The organism is Glacieibacterium sp., assembly GCF_965200405.1.
Lineage (GTDB): Bacteria > Pseudomonadota > Alphaproteobacteria > Sphingomonadales > Sphingomonadaceae > Glacieibacterium.
The window spans coordinates 2251322-2277939 of record NZ_OZ241356.1 but is presented as its reverse complement, the minus strand read 5'-3'; the positions used below and the strand labels follow the sequence as shown (position 1 = coordinate 2277939).

General features: G+C 67.4%; 22 protein-coding genes and 1 tRNA gene. 14 read left to right on the top strand and 9 right to left on the bottom strand.

Going from position 1 to position 26618, the window contains the following annotated elements; all coding sequences use genetic code 11:
* Positions 1 to 4 precede the first annotated feature (4 nt).
* Entirely contained in the window at positions 5 to 2068 is a 2064-nt protein-coding gene (gene recG, locus ACOFKW_RS10715) for an ATP-dependent DNA helicase RecG (protein WP_419814143.1), read from the bottom strand.
* 73 nt (positions 2069 to 2141) lie between these two features.
* On the opposite strand from recG, the gene ACOFKW_RS10710 reads away from it, so the two are divergent.
* Together ACOFKW_RS10710 and mfd are read left to right on the top strand one after the other, a co-directional pair.
* A complete protein-coding gene (locus tag ACOFKW_RS10710) occupies positions 2142 to 2411 on the top strand; it encodes a succinate dehydrogenase assembly factor 2 (protein ID WP_419814142.1) in 270 nt (89 codons plus the stop codon).
* A complete protein-coding gene (gene mfd / locus ACOFKW_RS10705) occupies positions 2408 to 6004 on the top strand; it encodes a transcription-repair coupling factor (RefSeq protein ID WP_419814141.1) in 3597 nt (1198 codons plus the stop codon). The genes ACOFKW_RS10710 and mfd overlap by 4 nt, the downstream gene beginning before the upstream one ends.
* Here the strand turns inward: mfd and ACOFKW_RS10700 are convergent.
* Entirely contained in the window at positions 5979 to 6902 is a 924-nt protein-coding gene (locus ACOFKW_RS10700; RefSeq protein WP_419814140.1) for an alpha/beta fold hydrolase, read from the bottom strand. The genes mfd and ACOFKW_RS10700 overlap by 26 nt on opposite strands.
* Entirely contained in the window at positions 6884 to 7723 is an 840-nt protein-coding gene (locus ACOFKW_RS10695; protein WP_419814139.1) for an ABC transporter permease, read from the bottom strand. Before ACOFKW_RS10695 ends, ACOFKW_RS10700 begins: the two co-directional genes overlap by 19 nt.
* Positions 7724 to 7794: 71 nt before the next feature.
* On the opposite strand from ACOFKW_RS10695, the gene ACOFKW_RS10690 reads away from it, so the two are divergent.
* From ACOFKW_RS10690 to ACOFKW_RS10675, 4 genes are all read left to right on the top strand, one after another.
* A complete protein-coding gene (locus tag ACOFKW_RS10690; protein ID WP_419814138.1) occupies positions 7795 to 8337 on the top strand; it encodes a GcrA family cell cycle regulator in 543 nt (180 codons plus the stop codon).
* Positions 8338 to 8416: 79 nt separating this feature from the next.
* Positions 8417 to 9889, top strand: a complete 1473-nt coding sequence (locus tag ACOFKW_RS10685) for a capsule assembly Wzi family protein (RefSeq protein ID WP_419814137.1) — start codon at positions 8417 to 8419, stop codon at positions 9887 to 9889.
* A gap of 152 nt (positions 9890 to 10041) precedes the next feature.
* Positions 10042 to 10866 carry a hypothetical protein gene (locus ACOFKW_RS10680; protein WP_419814136.1) on the top strand — a complete coding sequence of 275 codons (825 nt, stop codon included), beginning with the start codon at positions 10042 to 10044 and terminating at the stop codon, positions 10864 to 10866.
* Between the two features lie 38 nt (positions 10867 to 10904).
* Positions 10905 to 11591 carry a hypothetical protein gene (locus tag ACOFKW_RS10675; protein WP_419814135.1) on the top strand — a complete coding sequence of 229 codons (687 nt, stop codon included), beginning with the start codon at positions 10905 to 10907 and terminating at the stop codon, positions 11589 to 11591.
* A 98-nt stretch (positions 11592 to 11689) separates the two neighbouring features.
* Here ACOFKW_RS10675 and ACOFKW_RS10670 read toward each other — a convergent pair whose 3' ends face one another.
* On the bottom strand, positions 11690 to 13471 hold the full coding sequence (locus ACOFKW_RS10670) for a PHA/PHB synthase family protein (RefSeq protein ID WP_419814134.1): 1782 nt from the start codon (positions 13469 to 13471) through the stop codon (positions 11690 to 11692).
* A 126-nt stretch (positions 13472 to 13597) separates the two neighbouring features.
* Here ACOFKW_RS10670 and ACOFKW_RS10665 point away from each other — a divergent pair, with 126 nt between their 5' ends.
* The 5 genes from ACOFKW_RS10665 (at position 13598) to recJ (ending at position 19351) form a co-directional block, all read left to right on the top strand.
* Positions 13598 to 13906 (top strand): hypothetical protein, encoded by a 309-nt coding sequence (locus ACOFKW_RS10665; protein WP_419814133.1) that lies wholly within the window; start codon positions 13598 to 13600, stop codon positions 13904 to 13906.
* An 86-nt stretch (positions 13907 to 13992) separates the two neighbouring features.
* Complete coding sequence (locus ACOFKW_RS10660; protein ID WP_419814132.1) at positions 13993 to 15198, top strand: LL-diaminopimelate aminotransferase; 1206 nt, start codon at positions 13993 to 13995, stop codon at positions 15196 to 15198.
* Positions 15198 to 16490, top strand: coding sequence for a homoserine dehydrogenase (locus ACOFKW_RS10655; RefSeq protein ID WP_419814131.1), 1293 nt, complete (start codon positions 15198 to 15200; stop codon positions 16488 to 16490). The genes ACOFKW_RS10660 and ACOFKW_RS10655 overlap by 1 nt, the downstream gene beginning before the upstream one ends.
* 43 nt (positions 16491 to 16533) lie before the next feature.
* The gene (glpX, locus tag ACOFKW_RS10650; RefSeq protein WP_419814130.1) at positions 16534 to 17553 is read left to right on the top strand and encodes a class II fructose-bisphosphatase; all 1020 of its coding nucleotides are present in this window, start codon (positions 16534 to 16536) and stop codon (positions 17551 to 17553) included.
* Positions 17554 to 17593: 40 nt separating this feature from the next.
* Positions 17594 to 19351 (top strand): single-stranded-DNA-specific exonuclease RecJ, encoded by a 1758-nt coding sequence (recJ, locus tag ACOFKW_RS10645; protein WP_419814129.1) that lies wholly within the window; start codon positions 17594 to 17596, stop codon positions 19349 to 19351.
* Between the two features lie 3 nt (positions 19352 to 19354).
* On the opposite strand, the gene ACOFKW_RS10640 is transcribed toward recJ, so the two are convergent.
* Entirely contained in the window at positions 19355 to 19879 is a 525-nt protein-coding gene (locus ACOFKW_RS10640) for a PEPxxWA-CTERM sorting domain-containing protein (RefSeq protein ID WP_419814128.1), read from the bottom strand.
* A gap of 202 nt (positions 19880 to 20081) precedes the next feature.
* Between ACOFKW_RS10640 and ACOFKW_RS10635 the strand changes: the two genes are divergently transcribed.
* Positions 20082 to 20157 (top strand) — tRNA-Glu (locus ACOFKW_RS10635).
* Between the two features lie 141 nt (positions 20158 to 20298).
* Here ACOFKW_RS10635 and ACOFKW_RS10630 read toward each other — a convergent pair.
* The gene (locus ACOFKW_RS10630; RefSeq protein WP_419814127.1) at positions 20299 to 22182 is read right to left on the bottom strand and encodes an ABC-F family ATP-binding cassette domain-containing protein; all 1884 of its coding nucleotides are present in this window, start codon (positions 22180 to 22182) and stop codon (positions 20299 to 20301) included.
* 537 nt (positions 22183 to 22719) lie between these two features.
* Here ACOFKW_RS10630 and ACOFKW_RS10625 point away from each other — a divergent pair.
* A complete protein-coding gene (locus tag ACOFKW_RS10625) occupies positions 22720 to 23634 on the top strand; it encodes a helix-turn-helix domain-containing protein (RefSeq protein ID WP_419814126.1) in 915 nt (304 codons plus the stop codon).
* On the opposite strand, the gene ACOFKW_RS10620 is transcribed toward ACOFKW_RS10625, so the two are convergent.
* Together ACOFKW_RS10620 and infC are read right to left on the bottom strand one after the other, a co-directional pair.
* On the bottom strand, positions 23631 to 23978 hold the full coding sequence (locus tag ACOFKW_RS10620) for a hypothetical protein (protein ID WP_419814125.1): 348 nt from the start codon (positions 23976 to 23978) through the stop codon (positions 23631 to 23633). The genes ACOFKW_RS10625 and ACOFKW_RS10620 overlap by 4 nt on opposite strands.
* A 68-nt stretch (positions 23979 to 24046) precedes the next feature.
* A complete protein-coding gene (gene infC / locus ACOFKW_RS10615) occupies positions 24047 to 24568 on the bottom strand; it encodes a translation initiation factor IF-3 (protein WP_419814124.1) in 522 nt (173 codons plus the stop codon).
* A gap of 103 nt (positions 24569 to 24671) precedes the next feature.
* Between infC and ACOFKW_RS10610 the strand changes: the two genes are divergently transcribed.
* Positions 24672 to 25076, top strand: coding sequence for a VOC family protein (locus ACOFKW_RS10610; protein ID WP_419814123.1), 405 nt, complete (start codon positions 24672 to 24674; stop codon positions 25074 to 25076).
* A 3-nt stretch (positions 25077 to 25079) separates the two neighbouring features.
* Here ACOFKW_RS10610 and ACOFKW_RS10605 read toward each other — a convergent pair whose 3' ends face one another.
* Positions 25080 to 26537 carry a coniferyl aldehyde dehydrogenase gene (locus ACOFKW_RS10605; RefSeq protein ID WP_419814122.1) on the bottom strand — a complete coding sequence of 486 codons (1458 nt, stop codon included), beginning with the start codon at positions 26535 to 26537 and terminating at the stop codon, positions 25080 to 25082.
* Positions 26538 to 26618 lie beyond the last annotated feature (81 nt).

Below are 26618 nucleotides of genomic sequence, written 5' to 3'. Positions count from 1 at the left end.
GCGCTCAGCCCGACCGCAGCAAGCCCACGGCTGCATCGCGCTCGAACAGATACAACAGATTGCGCGCCGCCGCGCCGCGGGGTGAGTCGAGGCCGCCGTCGCGGTCGAGCAGCAGTCGGGCGTCATCACGGGCGATCGGCAGCAGTTTCGGCAGGCGATCGGGGTCGGCGATGCGGAAGATTTCCTCGCCCGACTGGCGGACGCCGAGGATCTCGCCGGCGCCGCGCAGGCGCAGGTCTTCCTCGGCGATGCGGAAGCCGTCGTTGGTCTCGCGCATCAGCTTCAGGCGCGCGGTGGCGGTCTCGGTGAGGTTGTCGCCACGCAGCAGCAGGCAGACCGAGCGCGCCGTGCCCCGCCCGACCCGGCCGCGCAACTGGTGAAGTTGGGCGAGGCCGAAGCGCTCGGCCGCCTCGACGATCATCAGCGAGGCGTTGGGCACGTCGACGCCGACCTCGATAACGGTGGTGGCAACCAGGATCGCAGTCTCGGCGGCGGCGAAGGCGGCCATGGCGGCGTCCTTGTCGGCAGGCTTCATGCGGCCGTGGACGAGGCCGACGCGGGCGTCGCCGAACTGCTGGCGGAGGTGGGCGGCGCGGGTTTCGGCGGCGGCCTCGTCGCCCTGCTCGTTGCCCTCGACCAGCGGGCAGACCCAATAGGCCTGGCCGCCGCCCTCGATGTGGCGGCGCAGGCCGGCGAAGACGTCGTTGAGCTTCTCGGTCGAGGACACCCGCGTCTCGATCGGCACCCGGCCGGGCGGCAGTTCGTCGATCTGCGAAACGTCCATCTCGCCATAGGTGGTCAACGCCAGGGTCCGCGGGATCGGCGTCGCGGTCATCGCCAGCAGGTGCGGCGTCACCCGTGCCTTGGCCGCCAGCAGCAGCCGCTGGGCCACCCCGAAGCGGTGCTGCTCGTCGATCACCACCAGCCCAAGGTCGTGGTAATGCACGGTTTCCTGGAAGATCGCGTGGGTCCCGATCAGGATATCGATCTCGCCCGCCGCAAGGCGCGCCAGCAAATCCTCGCGCGCCCGCCCCTTGTCGCGCCCGGTCAGCACCGCGATCCGCACCGGCAGGTCGCCCAGCGTCTTCTGCAGCGTCGCGAGATGCTGCCGCGCCAGGATCTCGGTCGGGGCCAGCAGCGCCGCCTGCGCTCCGCTCTCGACCGCGACCAGCATCGCCAGCAGCGCGACCAGCGTCTTGCCCGATCCGACATCGCCCTGCAGCAGCCGCAGCATCGGCGACGCCTGCGCCAGGTCCCCCGCGATCTCGCCCGACACCCGCCGCTGCGCATCGGTCAGCGACCACGGCAGCCACGCCACCAGCGTCTCGGTCAGCTTCCCCGTTCCTGCCAGCGGTCGTCCCCGACGTCGTCGCGTGTCCGCCCGAACCAGCAGCAATGCCAATTGGTTGGCGAGCAGCTCGTCATATGCCAGCCGGTCGCGCGACGGCGTGTGCAGCGCGTGCGCCGAGACCAGCGCATCACGCCACGCCGGCCAGCCGTGCTTCGCCAGCACGCTCGGTTCGATCCACTCGGCCAGCACCGGCGCGCGCTCCACCGCAGCGGCGACCAGCGCCCCCATGCGCTTGTTGGTGACGCCCTCGGTCAGCCCATAGACCGGCTCCCGCATCGGGATCGTCGCGGCGTCGGCTGGGGCGACGACATAATCCGGATGAGCGATCTGCAGCATGTCGCCGTAGCGCTCCAGCCGCCCGCTGACGACGCGTTTCTGGTGCAGCGGCAACAGCTTCTGGGCATAGGCTCCACCGCCACCGAAATACGCCAGCGCCAGCCAATTGCCGCCCACGTCGCGGCACTGGACCTTGAATGGCCGCCGCTGTGCCCCCGGCTCATAGGTCATCGGCTCGATCTCGACGGTGACGGTGCGGTCGACATAGGCCGCGTCGAGCGTCGTCAGCCGGACCCGGTCGATCGCCATGACCGGCAGGTGAAACACCAGGTCGACGGCGCGCGTCAGCTTCAGCCGCGCCAATTGGCGGGCCAGCGTCGCGCCGATACCTTTGACCGCAGTCAGCTCGGCGAACAGCGGGTTGAGGAGTTCGGGCCGCATCTCTATCTACATCCTTACACGCCGCCGCGCGCCCGCACTACGGGCGTCGCGGCTATCGCTATTTGGAGCCCGCATGACCCTGGATTTCCGCCGCCGCCGCGCCAAGTTCCGCGCCTGGCATCGGGGCACGCGTGAGGCGGACCTGATGATCGGCGGGTTCAGCGACCGTTATGTCGAGACCTGGGACGCCGACCAGCTCGGCTGGTTCGAGGCGTTGCTGGAGGAAATCGACGTCGACGTCATGGCCTGGGCGATCGGCACCGAGATCGCGCCGCCGCGCTATCACGGTCCGCAACTCGATGCGCTGCTCAAGCTCGATTATGTCTCGAAAGTGATGCGTTGATCGAAGTCAAACACGTCGTCGCGTCCTCGCGCCCGCTGACCTTGGCGGGCGCTCCCGGCGGCTATCTGGCGTGGCTGGTCGCCGACATCGCGCGCGCCGCCAAGGGTCGCGCGGTGTTCGTCGCCTCGGACGATGCGGGCGCGCGGACGATGATGGACACGGCGCACTTCTTCGCGCCCGAATTGGAAACGGTGTACCTGCCGGCGTGGGACTGCCTGCCCTACGACCGCGCCTCGCCGAGCCTGCGCGTCGCCAGCGACCGGCTGGCAGCGCTCGCGGCGCTGGCGGCGCCCACCACCCGCGCGCAGCTGCTGGTCACCACTGTGAACGCGATGCTGCAGCGGACCATCGGCCCGCAGCGCATCCGCGAGCTGACCGCACTGATCAAGCCCGGCGCGCGTTTCGACCGCGACAAGCTGGCGGCGATCCTGTCCGCCAACGGCTATGTCCGCACCGACACCGTCGTCGACGCGGGCGAATATGCGATCCGCGGCAGCCTGCTCGACCTGTATCCGGCGGGTGCGTCCGACGCGCTGCGCCTCGACTTCTTCGGCGACGAGATCGAGACCGTCCGGCGCTTCGACCCGTCGACCCAGCGCACCATCATGGCATCTGAGGGCTTTACCCTGCTGCCGGTCAGCGAGGTGCTGCTCAACCCCGACCGTATCGCCAGCTTCCGTCGCGGCTACCTGTCCGAGTTCGGCGCCACCGCGACCGGCGACCCGCTATACGAGGCGGTCAGCAACGGCCGGCGTCTGGCCGGCATGGAGCACTGGCTGCCGCTGTTCGAGCCCGAGTTGTCGACGGTGTTCGACTATCTCGACAAGGACACGGTCATCGTCCGCGACGCCGGCAGCGAGGCCGCGGCGGGTGCACGCTTCGAGGCGATCTCCGACTATTTCGACAACCGCAAGGCGGCGCTGACGGCGAAGAAGGGCAGCTATCGGCCACTCGCCACGACCGCGCTGTACCTGTCGCCCGAGGAATGGGCGGCGAAGCTGGTGGCGACCAAGGCGCATATCACCTCGCCGTTCGGCGTGCCCGACGGGACGCGCGATACCATCGACTGCGGGGCGTTGGCGCCACGCGACTTCACGCCGGAGCGGACCGCCGGGACCAATGTCTATGAGGCGGTGCAGGGCCATATCGACGCGCTGCGCAAGGCCAAAACACGCGTCATCCTTGCCAGCTACTCGATCGGCTCGCGCGAGCGGCTGAGCGGGCTGCTGGCCGATCACGGCGTAAAGAAGATCGCGCTGGCGGACTCGTGGCAGGAGGCGCTGGGCGAGGCCGCCAAGGGCAATGTCGCGCTGACCGTCGTCGCGCTCGACCACGGCTTTACCCAGGACGATATCGCGGTGCTGACCGAGCAGGACATGCTCGGCGACCGGCTGGTGCGTCGCCGCAAGTCGGCGAAGAAGGCCGACGCGTTCCTCGCCGAACTGGCGATGCTGACGCCGGGCGACCTGCTGGTCCACAACGACCACGGCGTCGGGCGATACGAGGGTCTGGTCGCGGTCGATATCGGCAAGGCGCCGCACGACTGCGTCATGCTGACCTACGACGGCGGCTCGAAACTGTACGTGCCGGTCGAGAATATCGACGTGCTGACGCGCTATGGCTCGGACTCCGATGGCGTCGCGCTCGACCGGCTCGGCGGCGTCGCGTGGCAGGCGCGCAAGGGCCGCATGAAGGACCGCATCCGCGAGATCGCGGGCGAGCTGATGGCGACCGCCGCCGCCCGGGCGCTGCGCGAGGCCGATGCCGCGATCCCCGATGCGCAGGGCTATGCCGAGTTCGCCGACCGCTTCCCCTATTCCGAGACCGAGGACCAGCAGCGCGCCATCGACGACGTGCTCGGCGATCTGGCGAGCGGTTCGCCAATGGACCGGCTGGTCTGCGGCGACGTCGGCTTCGGCAAGACCGAGGTGGCGTTGCGCGCGGCGTACGCGGGCGCGATGTCGGGGATGCAGGTCGCCATCGTCTGCCCGACGACGCTGCTGGCGCGCCAGCATTACGCCGGCTTCCGTGAGCGTTTCGCGCATCTGCCAATCGAGGTGCGACAGCTGTCGCGGCTGGTCACCGCAGGCGACGCCAAGCTGGCGCGCGAGGGGCTGGCCGACGGCACCGTCGACATCATCGTCGGGACGCACGCGATCCTGGCGAAATCGGTCGAGTTCAAGCGTCTCGGGCTGGTCATCGTCGACGAGGAGCAGCGCTTCGGCGTGACGGCCAAGGAACGGCTGAAGAACCTCAAGACCGATGTCCATGTCCTGACGCTGACCGCGACGCCGATCCCGCGGACGCTGCAGATGGCGCTGACCGGCCTGCGCGAGCTGTCGATCATCGCGACGCCGCCGGTCGATCGGCTGGCCGTGCGGACCTACGTCATGCCGTGGGACGAGGTGGTCATGCGCGAGGCGCTGCTGCGCGAGCATTATCGCGGCGGGCAGAGCTTCTTCGTCACGCCGCGCATCGCCGACCTGGCGGATATCGAGCAATTCCTAAGGGATAACGTCCCCGAGGTGACCTTCGTCACCGCGCACGGCCAGATGTCGCCGACCGAGGTCGAGGAGCGGATGAGCGCCTTTTACGACCGGCGCTACGACGTGCTGCTGTCGACAACGATCATCGAGAGCGGACTGGACATTCCCTCCGCCAACACGCTGATCGTGCACCGTGCCGACCGGTTCGGCTTGGCACAGCTTTACCAGCTGCGCGGGCGCGTCGGGCGGGCCAAGGTCCGTGCCTATGCGTACATGACGACGCCGGCGGACCTGCAGATCACCGAGACGGCGGAGAAACGCCTGCACGTACTGTCGACGCTCGATTCGCTCGGGGCGGGGTTCCAGCTGGCGAGCCACGACCTCGACATTCGCGGCGCGGGCAATTTGCTGGGCGACGAGCAGTCGGGGCATATCCGCGAGATCGGCTTCGAACTGTACCAGTCGATGCTGGAGGATGCGATCCTGGAGGCGCGCGCCGGTGCGGCGGGGGTCAAGCCGCCGCCGGAGACCTTCTCGCCGTCGATCACCGTCGATGCGCCGATCCTGATCCCGGAGGATTATGTCCCCGACCTCAACCTGCGGATGGCGCTGTACCGGCGGATGAACGAGCTGGCGGACCGCTCGCAGGTCGACGGTTTTGCGGCGGAACTCATCGACCGCTTCGGGCCGCTGCCCGAGGAGGTGTCGAACCTGGTGCAGGTCATCGAGATCAAGCAATTCTGCCTGCAGGCGCGGGTGGCAAAGCTGGAGGCCGGGCAAAAGGGTGCGCTGATCACCTTCCAGAACGACAGCTTTGCCGAGCCGCAGGCGCTGCTCGACTACATCCACCGGCTTGGCACGCGGGCCAAGCTGCGACCGGACAACAAGCTGTATATCGGCGGCGACTGGGGCGACGTGCGGTCACGGCTCAAGGGTTCGCTGGGGCTGGCGCGAGCGCTGGCCAAGTTGGCATCGGGCGCGGTGGTCAAGCCGATCGTCGGCAAAGGGCCGGCGGTGATCGAGCCAAAGCCGGTGCCGCCGGTCGCCAAGCCGTTGCCGATGCGGCCTTCGGTGTTCCGGTCTAAGGGCTACGCGGGGCGCCGCTGACGTCGCGTATCGCGGTCGCGACGGCGGCGGGGTCGTCGTTCATGATGTTGTGCGAGGCGCCCGCGATCGTGCGCTGCTCGCCCCGGGTCGAGCGGGCGGCCAGCGCGACGTGCGCGGCGACCCAGCCCGGCGAGGTAGCGGCGCTTTGCCCGGCAGTCAGGACGACCAGCGGTAGGTCGCCATAGCTCTGGCGGCCGCGGCGCAGTTCAGCGCTGGTTGCGCCTGCGATGCTCGCATATTCGCTCGCCTGGGTGCGCCAATAGCTCGGGTTCAGGCGCTCCGCGGCGAAGTTGGCGTTCATCTGCGCCGACAGGCGGGCGATCGGCTTGAAGTCGCAGTGGCGCAGGCCGGGCTCGGTCGAGGGCAAGCCGCGGGCTTCGGCGGCGACAGCGCAGACTTCGTAGCGTGCGACGCGGGTGGCGACGGCAGCCTCCTGCCCATCGAACTGGCCCTCGATCGACGGATCGACCAGCACCATGCCGGCGACCTCGCGCGGATGGGCATCGGCGAACAGGCGCATCGACATCGCCCCGGCGGAATGGCCGACCAGCACATATGGCGGTGCGATGCGCGCGGCGGCGAGGAGCTGGGCAAGGTCGGCAGCGGTCGCGGCGCCGTCGCGCGGCATCGGACCGGGATCGCTGAACCCCAGCCCGGCGCGGTCATAGGCGCAGGCGCGATTGGTGGCGGCAACCAGCGGCTGGGTCCTCGCCCAGGTCCAGATCGTCCCGCCGAACCCCGACTCGAAGATCACGGTCGGGCTGCCCTGCCCGGTGCAGTACAGGTTGAGCCGGCGCCCGTCGGCGAGCTTGACCAACTGCTGCGGCGCTTCCCACGGCGCGGCAGCCGGAGCCGCCGCCGCCAGTAGCGCCAGCAGGATCAGGCGCGCAGCCGCCATCCGCTCTTGAGCAGGCGGAAGCACAGCAGCCACAGCGCCAGGTCGACGACCAGCAGCATCACCGCGCCCTGCACCGCCAGCCCGTCGGACACGCCGAGGAAGCCGTAGCGGAAGCCGTCGATGATGTAGAAGAACGGGTTGGCATGGCTGACCGCGCGCATCGCCGGGCTGACCTTGTCGATGGCGTAGAAGGTGCCCGACAGCAGCGTCAGCGGCTGGATGACGAAGTTGGTCACTGCGGCGGCATGGTCGAACTTGTCGGCCCAGATACCGGTCAGGATGCCGAGTAGCGCCAGCATGATCGCGCCCATCGTGCCGAAGTACAGCACCACCAGCGGATAGCGGATCGGTACGTCGACGCCGGGCGCGAGCAGCATCGCCAGCCACACCGCCAGGCCGACCAGCCAGGCGCGCGTCACCGCGCTGCCGACCCAGGACACCAGCAATTCGGTGGTCGACAGCGGCGGCATCAGCACGTCGACGATGGTGCCCTGGATCTTGGCGATCAGCAGCGACGAGGAGGTGTTGGCGAAGGCGTTCTGGATCATACCCATGACGATCAGCCCCGGCCCGAGGAAATCGGCATAGGGCACGCCCAGCACCGTCGGCCGCGAGCGGGTCATGGCGACCGCGAAAATCACCAGGAACATCAACGTCGTGATCGCCGGTGCCCAGACGGTCTGAAGCTGCACCTTGAAAAACCGGCGCACCTCCTTCAGATAGAGCGTCTTCAGGCCCTGCCAGTTGACCGAGTGGATAATCACCACACCCGGTTCGGCATGGCCGCTACTCAGCGGCAGTTGGGCGGTCTTGTCGAGCATGCGAGCGTCCTACCCCCGCGCACCGCATCGCTGCAAGCAGTTCAGCCGACGCACCTAAGGATAGACCGCCCATGTCGTGGACCGACGCCCGTATCGAACTGCTCCGCACCAGCTGGGAGTCCGGGCTCACCGCGAGCCAGATCGCCGAAGTTCTCGGCGAGGGTGTCAGTCGTAACGCAGTGATCGGCAAGGCGCACCGCCTCGGCCTGAAGTCGCGCCCGTCGCCGGTGCGCGCCGGTGGCGAGGCGACGATCGCCGCGGTGCTCGAGGAGTCGGTCGCCGAGCCGGCAGCCGCACCCGTCGCCGAGGCGACTGCGCCGGTCGAGCCCGTCGCCGCCCGCCCTGCCCCCGTCCCGCCGGTCCGCAAGATCGTCCGCCCCGCCCCGCCGGCCAAGCCGGCCAAGACGACGCTGCTCGACCTGTCGGAGAAGGTCTGCAAATGGCCGATCGGGCATCCCGGCGAGCCGGATTTCCACTTCTGCGGCAAGCCTTCACAGGCGAGCTTCCCCTATTGCACCGAGCATTGCGCCATCGCCTACCAGGCGCAGCTGCCGCGTCGCGACCGTAACCGCGCGCCGCCACCGGTGATGCCGGGCTTTGCACCGCGGCGCTGAGGCCCGCCGCGGTTGAGTCCGTCTCCGTAGCGAGCTAACGAGGCGCCGCATCGGGCGCATCGGCGCCGGGAGACCAGACTTGCCGCGTAATCTGCTGAAAATGCGCTACCTGCTGGTGGCCATGCTGCCTCTGCTGCCGGGCGCGCCGGCGCTCGCTGGGGCCTGGGCCGAAGCCGGGGACGCACAATTGCGCTCCGACGTATCGCTGCTGACCAACGCTGGTGTCCTGACGACGCTGGGCACGCAATGGCCGCTGCCGTGGCGCGGCGTGGCTGCCGCCCTCGACAACCCGGCGCTCGCCAGCCAGCCGCGCTTCATCCAGGAAGCCGCCCGACGCGTCCGTGCCCGGGCGTTGCACGAGACCGAGCAGGACACGCTGCACGTCGACGCGGTGGTCGATGCGACGAACCGCCCGGCGCTGATCCGCGGTTTCGACGCACAGGGCCAGGGCAAGGCGCAGGCGCAGGCCGTTCTCGAATATAATGCCGGCGGTACGACAACGCACATCGCGGCCGGGGCGATCACCGACAGCACCCGTGCCGGCGGCACCAAGATCGATCTCGACGGCAGCTACATCGCGCACCAGTTCGGCGGCGCGATGGTCTATGGCGGCTATGTCAACCATTGGTGGGGCCCCGGCTGGGTTTCGGCGCTCAGCGCATCGACCAATGCCCGGCCGATCCCGCAGATCGGCATCGCCACCAGTTCGCCGCAGCGCTTCGGAACGCCGCTGCTGAGCTGGATCGGGCCGTGGCGAGCGGAGTTCTTCGTCGGCATTCTCGACGATCCTCGCCTGGCGGGCAACACCGCCTACAACGGGTTCCGCTTTACCTTCGCGCCGGTAAAGGGCTTGGAGATCGGCCTGACGCGGACCCAGATGCTGTGCGGCAGCGGTCATGACTGCAACCCGTTGAAGGCCTACTTCGACATCCGCAATAACGACAAGAACGTCAATGACAGCAACGACCAGGGCAATATCGACGTCCGCTACAGCAACAGCATCGGCGGCTACCCGGTCGAGATTTACGCGCAGTTCATGAACGAGGACACCAACCCGTTCTCGCATTCGTTCACCAGTCATCTGGTCGGTGCCAGCGTATGGGTTCCGGTCGGCGCCAACACGGCGCGTCTGACTACCGAATACACCAGCAGCATCGCCACCCGCGACATCTTCAGCTTCAACAACGTCGGCTACGGCGTCAGCTATAACAACAGCCGCTATCCCGACGGCATGCGCTACCGCGACCGCACACTGGGCTTCAGCCTCGACAGCGACTCGCGGCTGCTGACGCTGCAGGCCAACGTCACCGACGCGCACGACCGCAGCTATACGCTCAGCCTGCACCGCGCACGGGTCTCGACCCTGCAGACCGGCGCCGCCAACATCGTCAGCCCGGCCCCGGTGACCATCAACTATATGGAGGCGCGCGTCGTCGTCCCCGCCAAGTTCGCCGACTTCAGCCTCGGCGGCCGCCTGCAGGACGATCGCCCCCGCCCCGACCGCGGCTTTGGCGGAGCCGTAGAAGCCGCGGTGACCTTCCACCTTCGCTGATCGACGAAATCCGTCGGGCTGACCGCCGGCGCCCGGGACCTGGATGGCGACGGTTCGTTTCCGTTGTCGACGAGTGAATTGCGCGCGCTGTTGTCGCGTCGTTGTATTGGTATGCACACGATAGAGAGCGTCTGAACGAGGAACGGCCAGGCATGAGCAGTGCGAAGTTTCCGGCCGACGTGATTTCAAAGGTTCCGGCTGTCACCCTGGGATTCTGGGTCATCAAGATCCTGGCGACGACGCTCGGCGAGACCGGCGGCGATACCGTCACGATGAGTTGGCTCGGGGAAACCACGGCTCACCCGGTGCCCAACGGCTATCTGATCGGGACCGCGATCTTCGGGGTGCTCTTGATCGCGCTTGTCTGGGCGCAGGTTCGTTCGCGCGAGCTGAACCCGTGGTTGTACTGGGCGACGATCGTCGGCTCGACGACGTGCGGCACGACCCTGGCTGACTTCGCCGACCGGTCGCTTGGAATCGGCTATCCCGGCGGCTCCCTGCTGCTCCTCGCTTGTGTGCTGCTGTCGTTGTTCATTTGGTGGCGGACCGTTGGTACCGTCGACGTCAACGCGGTCTCTGGCCCGCGCGAGGAGAGCTTCTACTGGCTGACGATCACCTTCTCGCAAACGCTCGGCACCGCGCTCGGTGACTGGAGCGCAGACCCGGTGAGCGAGGGCGGTTGGGGCCTTGGCTATTCGGGCGGCGCGTTGGTGTTCGGCGCGGCCCTTGCCCTGCTCGCGATCCTGTATTTCGGCACGAAGATATCTCGGGTCATGCTGTTCTGGGCAGCCTTCATCCTGACCCGCCCGCTGGGCGCAACGGTCGGCGACTGGCTGGACAAGCCGGTTGCCAAGGGTGGGCTCGAGATGAGCCGTCCGATCGCTTCGGTCGTGCTCGCCGTCGTCATCGTCTTGCTGATCGCCATTTTGCCGCAACGGCCCGGTGGACATCCTGGGCAGGCGGACGCGGCGACGTGAAGCTCGCGCACCGGCTGCTGGTTTTCGGCATGGCAGCCTTGGCCGCGCCGTTGCAGGCGGGGCCGCCCTTTCTCACCGACGATCCGATCCCGACAGATACCGGTCACTGGGAGATCTATGCGTTCGGTGCCGCCGAGGGACAGCGATCGGCGTTCGATGGAGATGCCGGTCTCGATCTGAACTATGGTCCGGTGAAGGACGTTCAGCTGACCGCAACGCTCCCGCTCGGCTTCTCTCATGTGCGGGGCGGAGGCTGGCAGAGCGGCACTGGCGACGTCGAGCTCGGGGTCAAATACCGCTTCTTCCACGACGAGGGGCGCGGCATTTCCGCCTCTGTCTTCCCTCGCGCCATCCTGCCGACGGCGAGCCACAATCCGGACGAGAAAACGCGCTTCCTCCTGCCGCTGTGGCTCGGCAAGGACTTTGGCGGTGGCACCAGCGTCTTCGGCGGTGGCGGCTATCTGATCAACCCGGGCCCGGGCAACCGGGACGTCTGGCAGGCCGCGATCGCGGTAACCCAGAACCTGACCGACCAGATCCTGCTGGGTGCGGAGTTGACGTATCAAAGCGCGGATACGCTTGGCGCCACGTCACAAACACGCGCTGGTCTCGGCTCGATCGTGCATCTGGGCGGACCGGCATCGCTGTTGCTATCCGCCGGTCCGACATGGGCCGATCACCAGACCGGCTATCATCTCTATGCAGCGATCGGCTTTGTCTTCTAGGCACCCGGAACGGGGCTGGGACCCTCAGTGCCGACCGCAGGGACGATCCTCGCCAAGGGCAGATAGACCGGGCGGCCGTTCGCTTTCAAAAACAGCGCCTAGATGCGTTCCTTGACGTAGCGCCCCGGTGCGTCCTCGATCGCCTTCAATGCACCCTCGCCCGGCACGCGCGCCGGCACCTTGGCGCCGGACTGGGGGGCGAGCCACGCCATCCAGTCGGGCCACCAGCTGCCCTTGACCTCGCGGGCGCCGGCGACGAAATCCTCGAAGGCGGGGGGCGTGTCGTCACTGACCCAGTGTTGGTATTTGCCGGCGCTGGGCGGGTTGACGACGCCGGCGATGTGCCCAGACCCGGCAAGTACGAAGCGGACCGGGCCGGTGAAGGCCTGGGTGATGCGATAGGCGGAGGGCGCCGGTGCGATATGGTCTTCCTTGCCGGCCTGGACATAGCTCGGCGTCTTGACCGTCGACAGGTCGATAGGCACCCCCGCGACGCTGATCCCGCCGGGGACGACCAGCAAATTGTCGCGGTACATGTCCCTCAGATAGCTCTGGTGCCAGTCTGCCGGGACATTGGTCGCGTCGCTATTCCAGTAAAGCAGGTCGAAGGGCAGATAGTCCTTTCCCAGCATGTAGTTGTTGACGACGTAGTTCCAGATCAGATCGTTGGAGCGCAGCATGTTGAAGGTCGACGCCATGTAACGGCCGTCGAGATAGCCCTTCTCCCCAGATAGCTTGGCGATGCCTTCCAGCGCCGCATCGTCGACAAACACGCCGAGGTCGCCGGCATCCGAAAAGTCGATCTGCGCAGTAAAGAACGTTGCTGTCGCCACCCGGTCGGCCATGTTCTTGGCGGTCATGTACGCCAGCGTCGCCGCCAATGTCGTGCCCGCGACGCAATATCCAATGGTGTGCACCGATCGGGCGCCGGTCGCCTCCAGCGCCTTGGCAATCGCCAGGATCTGCCCCTCGCCGACGAAGGTGTCGAGCGTCACGTCGGACAGGCTGGCGTCGGCGTTTTTCCACGACACGACGAACACCGTCAGGCCCTGCTCGACCGACCAGCGAATGAAGCTTTTCTCCGCCGTCAGGTCGAGAATGTAGAATTTGTTGATCCACGGCGGGAAGATCACCAGCGGGATCTCGTACACTTCACCGGTCGTCGGGGTGTATTGGATCAACTGGAACAGCCGGTTCTCGAACACCACCTTCCCGGGCGTGATCGCGACGTTGACGCCGACCTCGAACGCCGTCTCGTCGGTCATCCGCATCCGACCTGCCTTGAGGTCGTCGAGCAGATGGTCCAGGCCCTTGAGGAGGTTCTCGCCGCGCGACTCGATCGTCGCCTTTAGCACCTCGGGGTTGGTCAGCGCATAATTCGACGGGCTCAATGCATCGACGAACTGCTTGGTGTGAAACAGCGCCTTCGCCTTGTCGTGCGGGTTCAGGCCGTCGACACCGGCGGTCGCCTCCAGCACATACTGCGAGGCGAGCAGGTACGACTGGCGCATCAGGTCGAAGGCCGGGACGTCGTGCCAGGCCTCGCCCTTGAAGCGCTTGTCGCGGACCTCGGCGACCGGGCTCTCGGGCTTGCCGGCCAAGAAAGACTGCCACAGCGCGATGCTGTCGGTCACGAACTGCGTCTGCATGGCGACGAGCTTGGCCGGATCGGCGGCGGCGGCGGTGGCGACGCGCTGCCACGTCTCCATCAGGTTGAACGGGTCGGGGTTAGGACCCTCGGCGCCGCCCTTGTCGGCATTGCGCGTCATGAATTCCAGCATGGTCTGCTGCCCGCGGCCGACCAGATGGGTCCATCGCTGAAACTGCTCGAGGACCGGCAAAGCCGCAGTTTCGGAACTCTCGGGCGTGGTCTTGTCCATCGACACAGCTTAATCGCGATGTGTTGCGGTTCATAGCGCCGAAGGACTTGGCGGCAAGGTGGTTTCGGGTTTAGCGTCATTGCGCCCGGGCAATGACGGCCAGGCCTTGAGGAGGAGCCCTAGCTCATGAAAACACTCGTTCTTTGTGCAGCCGCCGCGATGCTGTTGCCGTTTGCCGCACTCGCCCAGGAGGCGCCCGCCGCCGCGCCCCCTGCCCTGCCGAAATGCACCGCCAAGGTCCAGGACAGCTGCGACCAGAGCAAGACGACCGAGAAATACGCCCTCGATCACTACCCCGCCGACAAACGCGATGCCGGCAACAACAAGATCGGTGCGCCGGCAGCCATGCCGCGTTCAGCGCATCGCCGGGCCGCGCGCCATCCCGTGGTCAAGACCACAACGACCCAGACGACGGTGACGACACCGGCACAATAACGCCCGGACGCTCTCGCGTTCGCACCGACGCTATGGCAGGGAGGACGCGGCCCGCGACATGGGGCCGCGTCCCGAGAGCCTGAGCGATGACCGAAGAATTCTACCGCATCCGCCGCCTGCCGCCGTACGTCTTCGCCGAAGTCAACGCGATGAAGGCCGCAGCACGCAGCCGCGGCGAAGACATCGTCGATCTCGGCATGGGCAACCCCGATTCGCCGCCGCCGGCGCACGTCATCGCCAAGCTGGCGGAAGTCGCGGCCAAGCCCGACGCGCACGGCTATTCGGCCTCCAAGGGCATTCCCGGCCTGCGCAAGGCGCAGGCTGCCTATTATGCCCGCCGCTTCAATGTCGCGGTCGACCCCGAGACCGAGGTCGTCGTGACGCTCGGCTCCAAGGAGGGCCTGGCCAATCTGGCGCAGGCGATCACCGCGCCCGGCGACGTCATCCTCGCGCCGAACCCGAGCTACCCGATCCACATGTTCGGCTTCATCATCGCCGGCTGCACGATCCGCTCGATCCCCGCCTCGCCCGGCCCCGACTTTTTCGAGAAGCTCGAGCATGCGATGCGCTATACCGTGCCGCGCCCGACGGTGCTGGTCATGGGCTATCCGTCCAACCCGACCGCCGAGACCGTCGACCTGGCGTTCTACGAACAGGTCGTCGCCTTCGCCAAGGAGCATGGGCTGTGGGTTATCAGCGACCTCGCCTATGCCGAGATCTATTTCGACGACAAGCCGACGCCGTCGATCCTGCAGGTCCCGGGCGCCAAGGACGTCGCGATCGAGTTCACCTCGATGTCCAAGACCTATTCGATGGCGGGCTGGCGGATCGGCTTCGCGGTCGGCAATCAAAAGCTGATCGCGGCACTGACACGGGTCAAGTCGTACCTCGACTACGGCGCCTTCACCCCCATCCAGGCGGCAGCGGTCGCGGCGATCAACGGCCCGCAGGACTGCATTGCCGAGTATCGCGCGCTGTACAAACGGCGCCGCGACGTGATGATCGAGAGCTTCGCCCGCGCCGGCTGGGACGTGCCGGTGCCGCGCGCCAGCATGTTCGCCTGGTCGCCGATCCCGCCGGCGCTGCGCCACCTCGGCTCGCTGGAGTTTTCCAAGCAGTTGCTCACCCACGCCCAGGTCGCCGTAGCCCCCGGTACCGGCTTCGGCGAGGAAGGCGAAGGCTTCGTCCGCATCGCCTTGGTCGAGAACGAGCACCGCATTCGCCAGGCGGCGCGCAACGTGAAGCGCTACCTGCAGTCGATGGGCGTCAACACGGCGGCGAAGGTCGGTTGATGGCGGCTCCCTTGCGTATCGGTCTTGCCGGGCTCGGCACCGTCGGCGGCGGCGTCTTCAAGATCCTCGACACCAATGTCGAACTGATCGAGCGGCGCGCCGGGCGGGCGATCACGGTCAGTGCCGTCAGCGCGCGCGACCGGCACCGCGAGCGCGGCATCGACCTCGGCCGCTTCGCTTGGGTCGACGATGCCGGAGCACTGGCGGCGCGCGACGATGTCGATGTCGTGGTCGAGCTGATCGGCGGCGCCGATGGTCCGGCCCTGGCATTGGCGCGCTCGACGCTGGATCGCGGCAAGGCGTTCGTCACCGCCAACAAGGCGATGCTGGCGCACCACGGCCTCGAACTGGCGGAATTGGCGGAACAGCGCAGCGCCGCGCTGAAGTACGAGGCGGCGGTGGCCGGCGGCATCCCGGTCATCAAGGGCCTGCGCGAAGGGGCTGCGGCTAACCAGCTCGACCGGGTCTATGGCATCCTCAACGGCACCTGCAATTACATCCTGACGCGGATGGAGAACGAGGGGCTGAGCTTCGACGCGGTGCTCGGCGACGCGCAGCGGCTGGGCTATGCCGAGGCCGATCCAAGCTTCGACATCGACGGCATCGATGCCGCGCACAAGCTCTCGATCCTAGCGTCGCTGGCTTTCGGCTCGCGCATCGACTTCGGCGCGGTCGCGACCACCGGCATCCGCGCCGTCGACAGTGCTGACATCGAGCATGCCGCGGCACTTGGCTTCCGGATCAAGCTGGTCGGCCTTGCCACCGCCGAAAGCGACCGCCTGTTCCAGCGCGTCCACCCCTGCCTCGTCCCGCATGCCCATCCGCTGGCCCATGTCGACGGCTCGCTCAACGCCGTGGTGGCGGAGGGCAATTTCGTCGGGCGGCTGTTCTTCTCGGGACGCGGCGCCGGCGAGGGCCCGACCGCGAGCGCCGTCGTCGCCGACCTCATCGACGTGGCGCGCGGCGAGATCGGCCCGGCCTTTGCCATGCCGGTCGCGCGCCTGTCGCCGATGCCGCTGGCCGACCAGGATGCGCACCACGGTCGCTTCTACCTGCGACTCACCGTTGCCGACCGTCCCGGTGTGCTGGCCGAGCTGACTGCCGCGCTACGCGACGCCGGTGTCTCGATCGAGAGTCTGATCCAGCGCGGCCAGAGCAGCGACGGCGGCGTCTTCGTCGTCATGGTCACCCACGTCTCTACGCAGGCGCAGGTCCAGGCGGCGCTCGACCGCATGGCTGCTTCCGCAAACGTCGTCGGAACGCCGATGATGATGCACATCCTCGACTTCTAGCGTTACCCCGCCTAGTCCCCCACACCTGTTCATCCGCGGAGTCATGATGTCCACCATTCCCAAGATTGCCGGTACCGCTCCTGCGTCCGCCGTTCTCGACCGCGTGCTGGTCCTCGAGATGGTGCGGGTCACCGAATATGCCGCTATCGCGGCGTCCAAGCAGATCGGCCGCGGCGACGAGCATGCCGCCGACCTCGCCGCTGTCGAGGCGATGCGCGACGCCCTCAACCAGCTCGACTTCGACGGCACCATCGTCATCGGTGAAGGCGAGCGCGACGAAGCCCCGATGCTGTTCATCGGCGAAAAGGTCGGCCGCGCCCAGGGCACCGGTCCCAAGATCGACATCGCGCTCGACCCGCTGGAGGGCACCACCATCGCCGCCAAGGCCGGACCCAACGCGCTGGCCGTGCTCGCCATCGCCGAGGAAGGCGGGCTGCTCAACGCCCCCGACGTCTATATGGACAAGATCGCCATCGGGCCGGGCTATGCCGACGACGTCATCGACCTTGGCAAGTCGGTGACCGAGAACGTCATTTCGCTGGCTAAGGCTAAGGGCGTCGAGCCGGGCGAAATCGTCGCCTGCGTCCTCGACCGGCCGCGCCACGAAGCGCTGATCAAGGAACTGCGGTCGCTCGGCTGCGGCATCATGCTGATCGGCGACGGCGACGTTGCCGGCGTCATCGCGACGACCAACCCCGACACCGGCATCGATATCTATCTCGGCAGCGGCGGCGCTCCCGAAGGCGTGCTGGCAGCGGCGGCACTGCGCTGCGTCGGCGGCCAGTTCCAGGGCCGGCTGGTGTTCCGCAACGAGGACGAGCGCGGCCGCGCCCGTCGCTGGGGCATCACCGACCTCGACCGCATCTACAAGCTCGAAGACCTGGCTCAGGGCGACGTGATCTTCGCCGCCACCGGCGTCACCGACGGCTCGTTGCTGCAGGGCGTCAAGCGCCGCCGCGACGGCACCATCACCACAGAAAGCGTCGTCATGCGCGCTTCGTCGGGTACCGTCCGCCGCGTCCTCGGCACCCGCCGCGGCGAGCCGAACAAGCGGACCGACTGAAGCGATTCCATCGGCCGGTGAAAGCGTCTAGGCTGGAGCCATGACTCCAGTCTTCAACGTCCACACCTCGCTGCTCGGCAATCGCTGGCAGTGGCGCGGGGGACATTCGCCGGATCCAGCCGCGGACGGCGTCGATGCGCTGCTGCACCAGTTGTTCCGGGCGCGTGGCGCGGTGCACGGCGACTTCGACCGCTTGCGCGCGCCGACGATTCGCGACTGGCTGCCCGACCCGTCGATCTTCCGCGACATGGACACCGCTGCGGCGCGTATCGCGCAGGCGGTCAGGACGCGCGAAGCCGTAGTGGTGTTCGGCGACTATGACGTCGACGGCGCGACCAGCGCGGCATTGCTCGTCCGCCTGATCCGCGACCTCGGCGGCGTCTGCTCCTATTATATCCCCGATCGCCTGCTGGAGGGCTATGGACCTTCCGCCGACGCGATGCGGGCACTAGCCGCCTCGGGTGCCAGCCTGGTCGTCACGGTCGACTGCGGCACGCAAGGCTATGAGGCGCTGTCGGCCGCCAAGGGCTCAGGCTTGGACGTCATCGTCGTCGACCATCACCGCGCCTCGACCGAGCTTCCCCAGGCCGTTGCTGTGGTCAATCCGAACCGCCTCGACGAGGCCGAGGGCGCCGCCTTCGGACATCTCGCGGCGGTCGGCGTCGCCTTCCTGGTCGCGGTCGCGGTCAATCGCCTGTTGCGCTCGCAAGGCTGGTTCGAGGACCGCCGCGAGCCCAAGCTGATCGACCTGCTCGACATCGTCGCGCTCGGCACCGTCGCCGATGTGGTGCCACTGACCGGCCTCAACCGCGCCTTCGTCTCGCAGGGGCTGAAGGTCATGGCCTCACGCCGCAACGTCGGTCTCAACGCACTGATCGAAGTGGCGGGAATCGAGCGGGCAGCGGTAGCGCAAGACCTGGGCTTTGCTCTGGGGCCGCGCATCAACGCCGGCGGCCGGGTCGGGCGCGCCGACCTCGGCGTCCGCCTGCTGACCAGCAACGATCCCGTCGAGGCGCGCGAACTGGCGCAGGTACTCGATCGCCTCAACCAGGAACGCCGGATGATCGAAGCGGAGGTCACCGAGTCCGCAATCGAGACGGCCCGCGGTTCCGCCAACGAAGCAGTCGCGGTAATTGCCGGCGAAGGTTGGCACCCCGGCGTGATCGGTATCGTCGCGTCCCGCCTTAAGGATCGCCTGCACCGCCCGGTGATCGTCCTCAGCCTGCAACCCGACGGCAGCGCCAAGGGCTCGGGCCGTTCGATCCCCGGAGTTGATCTGGGCGGCGCCGTATTGGCCGCCAAGGAGCATGGCCTGCTGGTCGCAGGTGGCGGTCATGCCATGGCCGCCGGCGTCACCGTCGCGCCGGGCGGGATCGCGGCCTTTACCGAGTTCCTGAACCAGCGCTGCGCTGCCGAGGTCACCCGGGCAGCCGTGGCGACCGCATTGATGCTCGATGCCGCCGTCAGCCCGCGTGGCGTCTGCATCGACCTGGCGGAGGCGCTGGACGGCGCTGGGCCCTACGGCCAGGGCTGGCCGCATCCGCGCGTCGCCAGCGGTCCCTGGACCGTGGTCAAGTGCGACGTGGTCGGCGAGAGCCACGTCCGTGTCATCCTGTCGGGAGCCGATGGCGCGCGGGTCAAGGCCATGGCCTTCCGCTCCGCCGATGCGCCGCTGGGGGCGGCGCTGGCCGGGGCTGGTAAGCGCCCGCTTTACCTGGCAGGCCGCGTCAAGCGAGACGATTGGGGCAAGACCCCGTGCGCCGAGCTACATCTCGATGATATCGCCTTCGCTGACTGAGCCTCAGGCCGCGGCGCGGGCCGTGCGGGTGTAGCGCATCGCGCCGCCGATGATCCCAAAGCCCGAGATCATCATCGCCCATGCCGCAGGCTCGGGAGCATTGCTCGACATCGGCGGAGGCGAGGTGATGGTGCCACCGCCACCGGGAATACCACCGCCCGCGCCAGGTATACCGCCGCCACCGCCGGGGATGCCACCACCGCCGCCCGGAACGCCACCGCCGCCGCCTGGGGTGCCACCGTTGGCAACGTTGGTGCCGCCACCGCCGCCGCCACCGCCCCCGCCACCGCTGGGAAAGCCGCCGCCAAAGCCGCCGGGAGCAAACGAGACGATCGATGCAGGCGCTTCGCCCGCGAACGGCGCAATGCCGGGATTGGTCAAGCCCGTCGTGCCGAGACCGGCATCGGGTGACGCGCTGGTCAGGAACGTTGGCGAACAGGGCAAGGCTTCAGCCGCAGCGACCATTGGCTTGGCGACGGCGTGGCGCGGCGACAGATGGTGCCGGACCGCTTTTGCCGCAGGGACCATGGCTGCGCCGGTTGCTCCGGCACAAGTGCACATCAACAATTTAGCCAAGGTCGGACTCATATACGCACCCTTTTTACATACACACTAACAAGTTAGAATAACGTTATATACGCGAAATAGTTTTGAAAGCTCGTAATTTATTTTCAAGGCAAGCCGTCGCTTGACCGACGGCTCCCACTGCCCTAGCTGCGTCCTCCCGCTTGGTCCCTTCGTCTAGCGGTCTAGGACGCGGCCCTTTCACGGCTGAAACACGGGTTCGATTCCCGTAGGGATCACCATCGTCTCGGCGGCGAAGCGGACGGCGGTCGAGCGAATCGCGGCACGCCGTTCGGCTTGGCGTCGATCAAGCCCCACCTGTCGGTCTCCCTGAACGGAACGGCTGTCTCGACCGAATCGCAGTGCCTCGACCGGCGCCGGGTTCAGGCGGCGTCGCGCAAGCCGGCCTCGAGGGCCTCGCTGGCTGCCAGCCACACCGCCTCTGCCTTCTCCAACTTGCGCTCGACCTCACCACGTTCCCTCATCAAGTCGGCTGAGGTACGTTTGCGATCCTCGGGGGATGCACCGGCCGGATCGAAAAGGGCGCGGTCGATGGCGCTGCGACGGGCGTTGAGGCGAGCGGTCTCGGCCTCGGCCTCCTTTGCGGCCTTGCGGGTCGCGGCACCGGCCTCACGCGCCTGGGCGGCGGCCTTGCGGTCTTCCTTCTTGTTGCGCGGCCCGGCCTTGCTGCCTTCCGGGCGCGCATCGCCGCGACCAAGCACCCGGTCGGTATAATCCTCCAGCGAGCCGGAGAAATCGACAGCACGACCATCCTCGACCAGCACCAGCCGGTCGGCGGTCGCCTCCAGCATGTGCCGGTCATGGCTGACGACGACGACGGCACCGCCATACTCGGCCAGCGCCTGCACCAGCGCCTCGCGCGCATCGACGTCCAAGTGGTTCGTCGGCTCGTCGAGGATCAGCAGGTGCGGCGCGTCGCGGGTGATGAGCGCCAGCGCCAGCCGAGCCTTTTCGCCGCCCGACATCTTGCCGACCTTCTGCTCCGCCATCGCGCCGGAAAAGCCGAATCGGCCGAGCTGGCCACGCACGGCAGCCGGCTTCTCGCCGCGCATCAGCCGGGACATGTGCTCCAGCGGCGTGTCGTCGGCATCGAGCTCTTCGACCTGATACTGGGTGAAATAGCCGACGCGCAGCTTGCCCGGCGCCGACATCTCGCCCGCCATCGCCGGTAGTTGCCCCGCCAGCAACCGCGCCAGCGTCGTCTTGCCGTTACCGTTGCGCCCGAGCAGCGCCAGCCGGTCGTCGGGGTCGAGTCGCAGGTCGATACGCTCGATGATCGCCTTGCCGTCATAGCCGACCGAGGCGTGGTCGAGCTGAACCAGCGGCGGCTTCAGCACGGTCGGCGACGGGAAGTCGAAGACCAGCGTCGGGTCGTTCATCGCCTCGGCGATCGGCTGCATCCGGGCCAGCGCCTTGACGCGCGCCTGCGCCTGCTTGGCGGTCGAGGCGCGGGCGGAGTTGCGCGCGATGAAGTCTTGCAGCTTGGCGCGCTTGTCGGCCTGGGCCTCGCGCGCCGATGCCAGCTGCGCCAGGCGCTCATTGCGCTGGCGCTCGAACTGGTCGTAGCCGCCGGGGTACAGCGTCGTCTTGCCATGCTCGAGATGCAGGATGTGGTCGGCGACGTTGTTGAGCAGGTCGCGCTCGTGGCTGATCACCAGGATGGTCGCACGGTAGCTCTTGAGGAAGTCCTCCAGCCACAAGGTCGCTTCGAGGTCGAGGTGGTTCGAAGGCTCGTCGAGCAGCAGCAGGTCGGGCGCGGAGAACAGCAGCGCCGCCAGCGCGACGCGCATCCGCCAGCCGCCCGAATAAGTATCCAGCGCCCGGTGCTGCGCCGCCTCGTCGAAGCCCAGGCCGACCAGGATGCGGGCAGCGCGGGCCGGCGCCGTGTGCGCGTCGATGGCGTTCAGGCGCTCGTGGATTTCGCCGATGCGGTGGGCGTCGGGGTGGGTCTCCTCCTCCGCCAGCAGCGCCGCGCGCTCCTTGTCGGCGGCGAGGACCTCCTCGAACGGCGTCGTCTGCCCGGCCGGAGCCTCCTGCGCGACATAGCCGATCCGGCTGTTGCGCGGCATCGCCACCCGGCCGTCATCGGGCTCGAGCATCGCCGCAACGACCTTCATCAGGGTCGACTTGCCGGCGCCGTTGCGGCCGATCAGGCCGACGCGCGCCCGTGGCGGCACTGCTGCCGTGGCACGATCTAGGATGGTCCGGCCACCAAGGCGGACAGTGACTGATTCGAAGCTGAACATAATGGGCGGGCGGATAGCAGAAGTTGCGCTGGATCGCTACCGCCATGCCGCAGCGCACCATCTTCCGGCGGTGGCGCTTGGCAGCTTTGTTGCGAAACCGTATCGGAGTCGCTATCGACTGCCCGACTCCGTATTTCGAGCGCGGTCATATGCATCCGCCCCGGTACCTGGTTGGTACCGGGGCGGTGCATCGACGATCGGGGTCAGGCGACCGTCGACGATACGGCTGGCGTGTCAGGGCCGTGACACGTTCGCCTGCCCGCGATCGATTCCGCTGTCGGAAGGGGTCCGACGCAGTCTCGACCGCTAAGGATCGAGAGAACCGGGTGCCCCCACCCGGTGCTCATGAATGCTCTTCTGGCGTAACAAGCTGGGCGCGTGCAGATGCACCAGCCGTCGTCGCGAGGCATGCAACGTTGCACGACCGGTTGCATGCTGTTAATTTTCGGTCGTTGCGGAGCCGCGCTCATGTCGTCAGGAAGCATCATGGCGATCCAGCCCCATTCCGGTCTTCCTCGATCAAGCCAACCCCAGCCGGTGTCGCTACCTGCCGGACAGCACCCGCGCCCGAGTTTCGCGGCACGGCTCGACTTGGTGCTCAAGGCGTTGTCGATGTCTCGGGCTCGCCTTGCCGCCGATCTCGGTATCGACAAGTCGCTCGCGGGCCGCTGGGTGTCGGGCGCAGTCCAGCCGTCCGCCTATAACCTCGAGCGGCTAACAATCTACGTCGCCGGCAAATGCCCGGGCTTCACCATGCTGGACTGGGAGCGCGACCTGCCGCAACTGGCCGAGCGCCTCGGCGTCGACATGACGGTGGCGCTGCCGGCTACGCCAGTGGCTGCGCCGCGCAATGCCTCGCTGCCGCCCCTGCCCTACGGCCTAGTCGAACTCGCCCGACGCGAAACCCGGCGCCGGGGTGCAGCGTATGAGGGCCGGTGGAAGGTGACCCGCCTGTCGAGCTCAGGCGCGATGCGCTACATGGTCGAGCACGCACTGATCTCGCAGGACGGCGACACGCTCAACTTCAGGCACTTCGGTGGCGGCTGGGAGGTGCGCGGCTGGCTGCTGGTGCTGTCCGTGCAGCTCTATGGGGTGATCTGCGATGCCTCGGACGACTCGATGGGCTTTTACGTCCTCAACGGTGTCACCGAAGCGCGGGCCAACTGCATCGATGGCATCTTCTCCACCGTCTGTGCCGATCGCCACCTGACGCCCAACGCCCAGGCCGTGGTGTTCGAACGGATCGGCGACCTCGCCGACGATGACGATGCCTGGGCCACGGCTTTGATCGCCAAGGCCGCCGGCGTCGATGCCGACGACGTCCCGGCCCATGTCCGCGCCGCGGTCGCTCCCGACATCGGTCCGAAGGCCGCTGCGGCCGGCGGCGAGGCGATGCTGCGCGTTCCCATCGACCGTAGCCTGTGCCACGGCGAGGTCGGCGGCACCCGCTAGACCGAGACCGGCTTCACGTTGAAGCCGTCGTGCGACTCGCAGTCCGGCTGCTCGGTATAACGCGGGCGCTTGCCACTTCGCGGGACGAAGACCCGCAGGCTGGCATCGTCGGGACAGGGCCGATAGGTCCAGACGAACTCCCAACCGTCAGGGTAGACGATGCGGCGTGCCCGCCCGAAATGCGCGACCGGCTCGCCGGTGGTGGCTGCATATCGCACCGCCATCGCCTTGGCCAAGTCGCCTGCCTGCTGCTCGTCGATGTCGCGCGGTCGCAGCCACAGCCACACGGAAATGGCGATCAGGATACCGCCGAGGATCAGCTTGATGGCGGCGGCGCGGGTCACGGGACCGGTCTAGACGCGCCGCGCACAACCCGAAAGACCGTAGACCCGCGACAAAGCCGCGCCACGATCTAGCGGGGGGCGATGACCATGAGCATCTGACGGCCTTCCATCTTCGGCGTCTGCTCGACCTTGGCATACTCGTTCGAATCATCGCGGACGCGTTCGAGCAGGCGCAAGCCAAGCTCGCCGTGCGACAGCTCGCGACCACGGAAACGCAGGGTCAGCTTGACCTTGTCGCCCTCCTCGATGAACCGCGCGACAGCCTTCATCTTGGTGTCGTAGTCGTGGTCATCGATATTCGGACGCATCTTGATCTCCTTGATCTCCTGCGTCTTCTGGTTCTTTCGGGCGGCAGCGGCCTTTTTCTGGGCCTCGTACTTGAACTTGCCGACATCGAGGATCTTGCACACGGGCGGATCGGCACCCGGCGAAACCTCGACGAGGTTCATGCCGACTTCGTGCGCCGTGGCGATCGCTTCCTTGGTATAGAGAACGCCGAGATTCTCGCCGTCCTGGTCGATGACGCGCACCTTCGGCGCTGAAATGAATTCATCGTAACGCGGGCCGTTCATCGGCGCAGGCGCATTCATGGCACGGCGAGGGGGCGGTGGTATGACGGAGTCTCCTGTTTACAGCTACGCTATGTAATGCGTTATTGCCCTGTCGGAAAGAGTGCACGACGGAGATAGCGTCATGGCCGTCCACCACGCCATCATTCCTGCCCTGCAGTATGACGATGCCCCGGCGGCAATCGACTTCCTGGTCGATGTCTTCGGCTTTACCCGCCAGGCCGTGTATCCGGACGACAGCGGCGGCATCGCCCATGCGCAGCTCCTGCTCGATGGCAACATGGTGATGGTCAGCACCCTGCGAGCCGGCAACATCTACGGCATCGACTCGCCGGCAAGGCTGGGCGGCATCACTGGAACGATCTCGGTGACGCTGGACGATCCGGACGCGCACCATGACCGTGCGGTCGCAGCGGGCGCCGACATCATCCGGGGCATCGCGGACATGGACTATGGCGGGCGCAGCTACGACGTTCGCGATCCCGGCGGCCACGTCTGGACATTCGGCAGCTACGATCCCTGGGCCTGACGCCTAGATCGCGATCTCTTTGGCGAGCGCCTTGCGCGTCTTAGCACCATAGGGCGGCTTGAAGCCCGCCAGTCCGGCAAGATCGATCTTGGGCTGTGAATACACCGCCTTGGCGTGACTGAAAGCGCGGAAGCCGTCGAGGCCGTGATAGCTGCCCATCCCCGAAGGGCCGACGCCGCCGAACGGCAGGTCCTCGGCGCTGATGTGGAAGATGACGTCGTTGATCGTCACGCCGCCCGACACCGTGCGGTCGAGCACAATGCGCTGCTCGGCGGCATCCTCACCGAACCAGTACAGCCCGAGTGGCCGGTCGTGAGCGTTGACATAGGCGATCGCCGACTCGACCTTGTCGTAGGGAAGCACCGGCAGCAGCGGACCGAAGATCTCCTCCTGCATGACGGTCATCTCGTCGGTGACGTTCTGCAGGATGTGGAGCGGCATCTTGTTGGTGTTCTGCTGGCCGAAGTCCTCGTTCGCCGGGTTGACCACGGTGACCTCGGCACCCTTGGCGCGTGCATCCGCGACATGCGCCTCCAGCCGCTCGCGGTGGCGGGCACCCAGCACCGACGTATAGTCGGGGTTCGCCATCAGCGTCGGATACATTGCGCCGACCGCGGCCTTCAGCCCGGCGACGACCGCCGCCTCGTTCTCTCGCGGCACCAGCAGGTAATCGGGCGCGAGACAGATCTGCCCGGCGTTCATCATCTTGCCCATGGCGATGCGCTCGGTGGCGCGTGGCAAGTCGGCGGAGCGCGAGACGATGGTCGGCGACTTGCCGCCAAGCTCCAGCGTCACCGGGACGAGGTTCTTCGCCGCTGCAGCCATGACGTGCCGCCCGACCGATGTGCTGCCGGTGAAGATCAGATGGTCGAAGGGCAGTTCGCTGAATGCGCGTGCGGCCTCGGCGCCACCGGTGACCACCGCGACCTCGGTTTCATCGAAGGCGCCAGCGATCAGCGAGCGCATCAGTTCCGAGGTGACCGGCGTGAACTCGGACGGCTTGATCATCGCCCGATTACCCGCGGCCAGCACATTGGCGAGCGGCGCGAAGGTCAAATTGACCGGGAAATTCCACGGCGAGATGATGCCGACAACGCCCTTGGGCTGATACTCGACCCGCGCCCGCGCCCCGAGGAGCCAAAGGATCGGTCGCAGGGCGCGACGCTCCGGCTTCATCCAGCCGTCGACGTGCTTGATCGCGTGCTTAAGCGGCCCGACCGACGCCATGATGTCGGTGATCATCGTCATCTCGGTCGAGCGGTGACCGAAGTCCTCCGACAGCGCGGCCGCAAGCTCGTCCTTCGCCGAGACGATCAGCGCCAGCGCGCGTCGCAGCCGGTCGATACGAACCGCGACGCCGACCGGCATCTCGGCATCGAAGGCGGCGCGCTGGCGGTCCAGCAGCGACCGCATCGCAACCGCATCGCGCTCGTCCCACGCCGCGGTCTGGATGCTCGCCATGCCCGTCTCCCCTATTTGAGCGGCACTCTAGGCGTGGTGGCGTACACGGCCAAGGAACCATCGTGTCGTCGTTCCACTTGT

What these genes read in the sequence shown, in the direction of transcription:
- recG (WP_419814143.1), bottom strand. Translation starts at nt 2,068, where the DNA reads ATGCGGCCCGAACTCCTCAACCCGCTGTTCGCCGAGCTGACTGCGGTC.
- ACOFKW_RS10700 (WP_419814140.1), bottom strand. Translation starts at nt 6,902, where the DNA reads ATGGCGGCTGCGCGCCTGATCCTGCTGGCGCTACTGGCGGCGGCGGCT.
- ACOFKW_RS10680 (WP_419814136.1), top strand. Translation starts at nt 10,042, where the DNA reads ATGAGCAGTGCGAAGTTTCCGGCCGACGTGATTTCAAAGGTTCCGGCT.
- ACOFKW_RS10630 (WP_419814127.1), bottom strand. Translation starts at nt 22,182, where the DNA reads ATGTTCAGCTTCGAATCAGTCACTGTCCGCCTTGGTGGCCGGACCATC.
- ACOFKW_RS10670 (WP_419814134.1), bottom strand. Translation starts at nt 13,471, where the DNA reads ATGGACAAGACCACGCCCGAGAGTTCCGAAACTGCGGCTTTGCCGGTC.
- ACOFKW_RS10660 (WP_419814132.1), top strand. Translation starts at nt 13,993, where the DNA reads ATGACCGAAGAATTCTACCGCATCCGCCGCCTGCCGCCGTACGTCTTC.
- ACOFKW_RS10610 (WP_419814123.1), top strand. Translation starts at nt 24,672, where the DNA reads ATGGCCGTCCACCACGCCATCATTCCTGCCCTGCAGTATGACGATGCC.
- ACOFKW_RS10640 (WP_419814128.1), bottom strand. Translation starts at nt 19,879, where the DNA reads ATGGTCCCTGCGGCAAAAGCGGTCCGGCACCATCTGTCGCCGCGCCAC.
- ACOFKW_RS10665 (WP_419814133.1), top strand. Translation starts at nt 13,598, where the DNA reads ATGAAAACACTCGTTCTTTGTGCAGCCGCCGCGATGCTGTTGCCGTTT.
- recJ (WP_419814129.1), top strand. Translation starts at nt 17,594, where the DNA reads ATGACTCCAGTCTTCAACGTCCACACCTCGCTGCTCGGCAATCGCTGG.
- ACOFKW_RS10710 (WP_419814142.1), top strand. Translation starts at nt 2,142, where the DNA reads ATGACCCTGGATTTCCGCCGCCGCCGCGCCAAGTTCCGCGCCTGGCAT.
- infC (WP_419814124.1), bottom strand. Translation starts at nt 24,568, where the DNA reads ATGAATGCGCCTGCGCCGATGAACGGCCCGCGTTACGATGAATTCATT.
- ACOFKW_RS10695 (WP_419814139.1), bottom strand. Translation starts at nt 7,723, where the DNA reads ATGCTCGACAAGACCGCCCAACTGCCGCTGAGTAGCGGCCATGCCGAA.
- ACOFKW_RS10605 (WP_419814122.1), bottom strand. Translation starts at nt 26,537, where the DNA reads ATGGCGAGCATCCAGACCGCGGCGTGGGACGAGCGCGATGCGGTTGCG.
- ACOFKW_RS10655 (WP_419814131.1), top strand. Translation starts at nt 15,198, where the DNA reads ATGGCGGCTCCCTTGCGTATCGGTCTTGCCGGGCTCGGCACCGTCGGC.
- glpX (WP_419814130.1), top strand. Translation starts at nt 16,534, where the DNA reads ATGATGTCCACCATTCCCAAGATTGCCGGTACCGCTCCTGCGTCCGCC.
- ACOFKW_RS10690 (WP_419814138.1), top strand. Translation starts at nt 7,795, where the DNA reads ATGTCGTGGACCGACGCCCGTATCGAACTGCTCCGCACCAGCTGGGAG.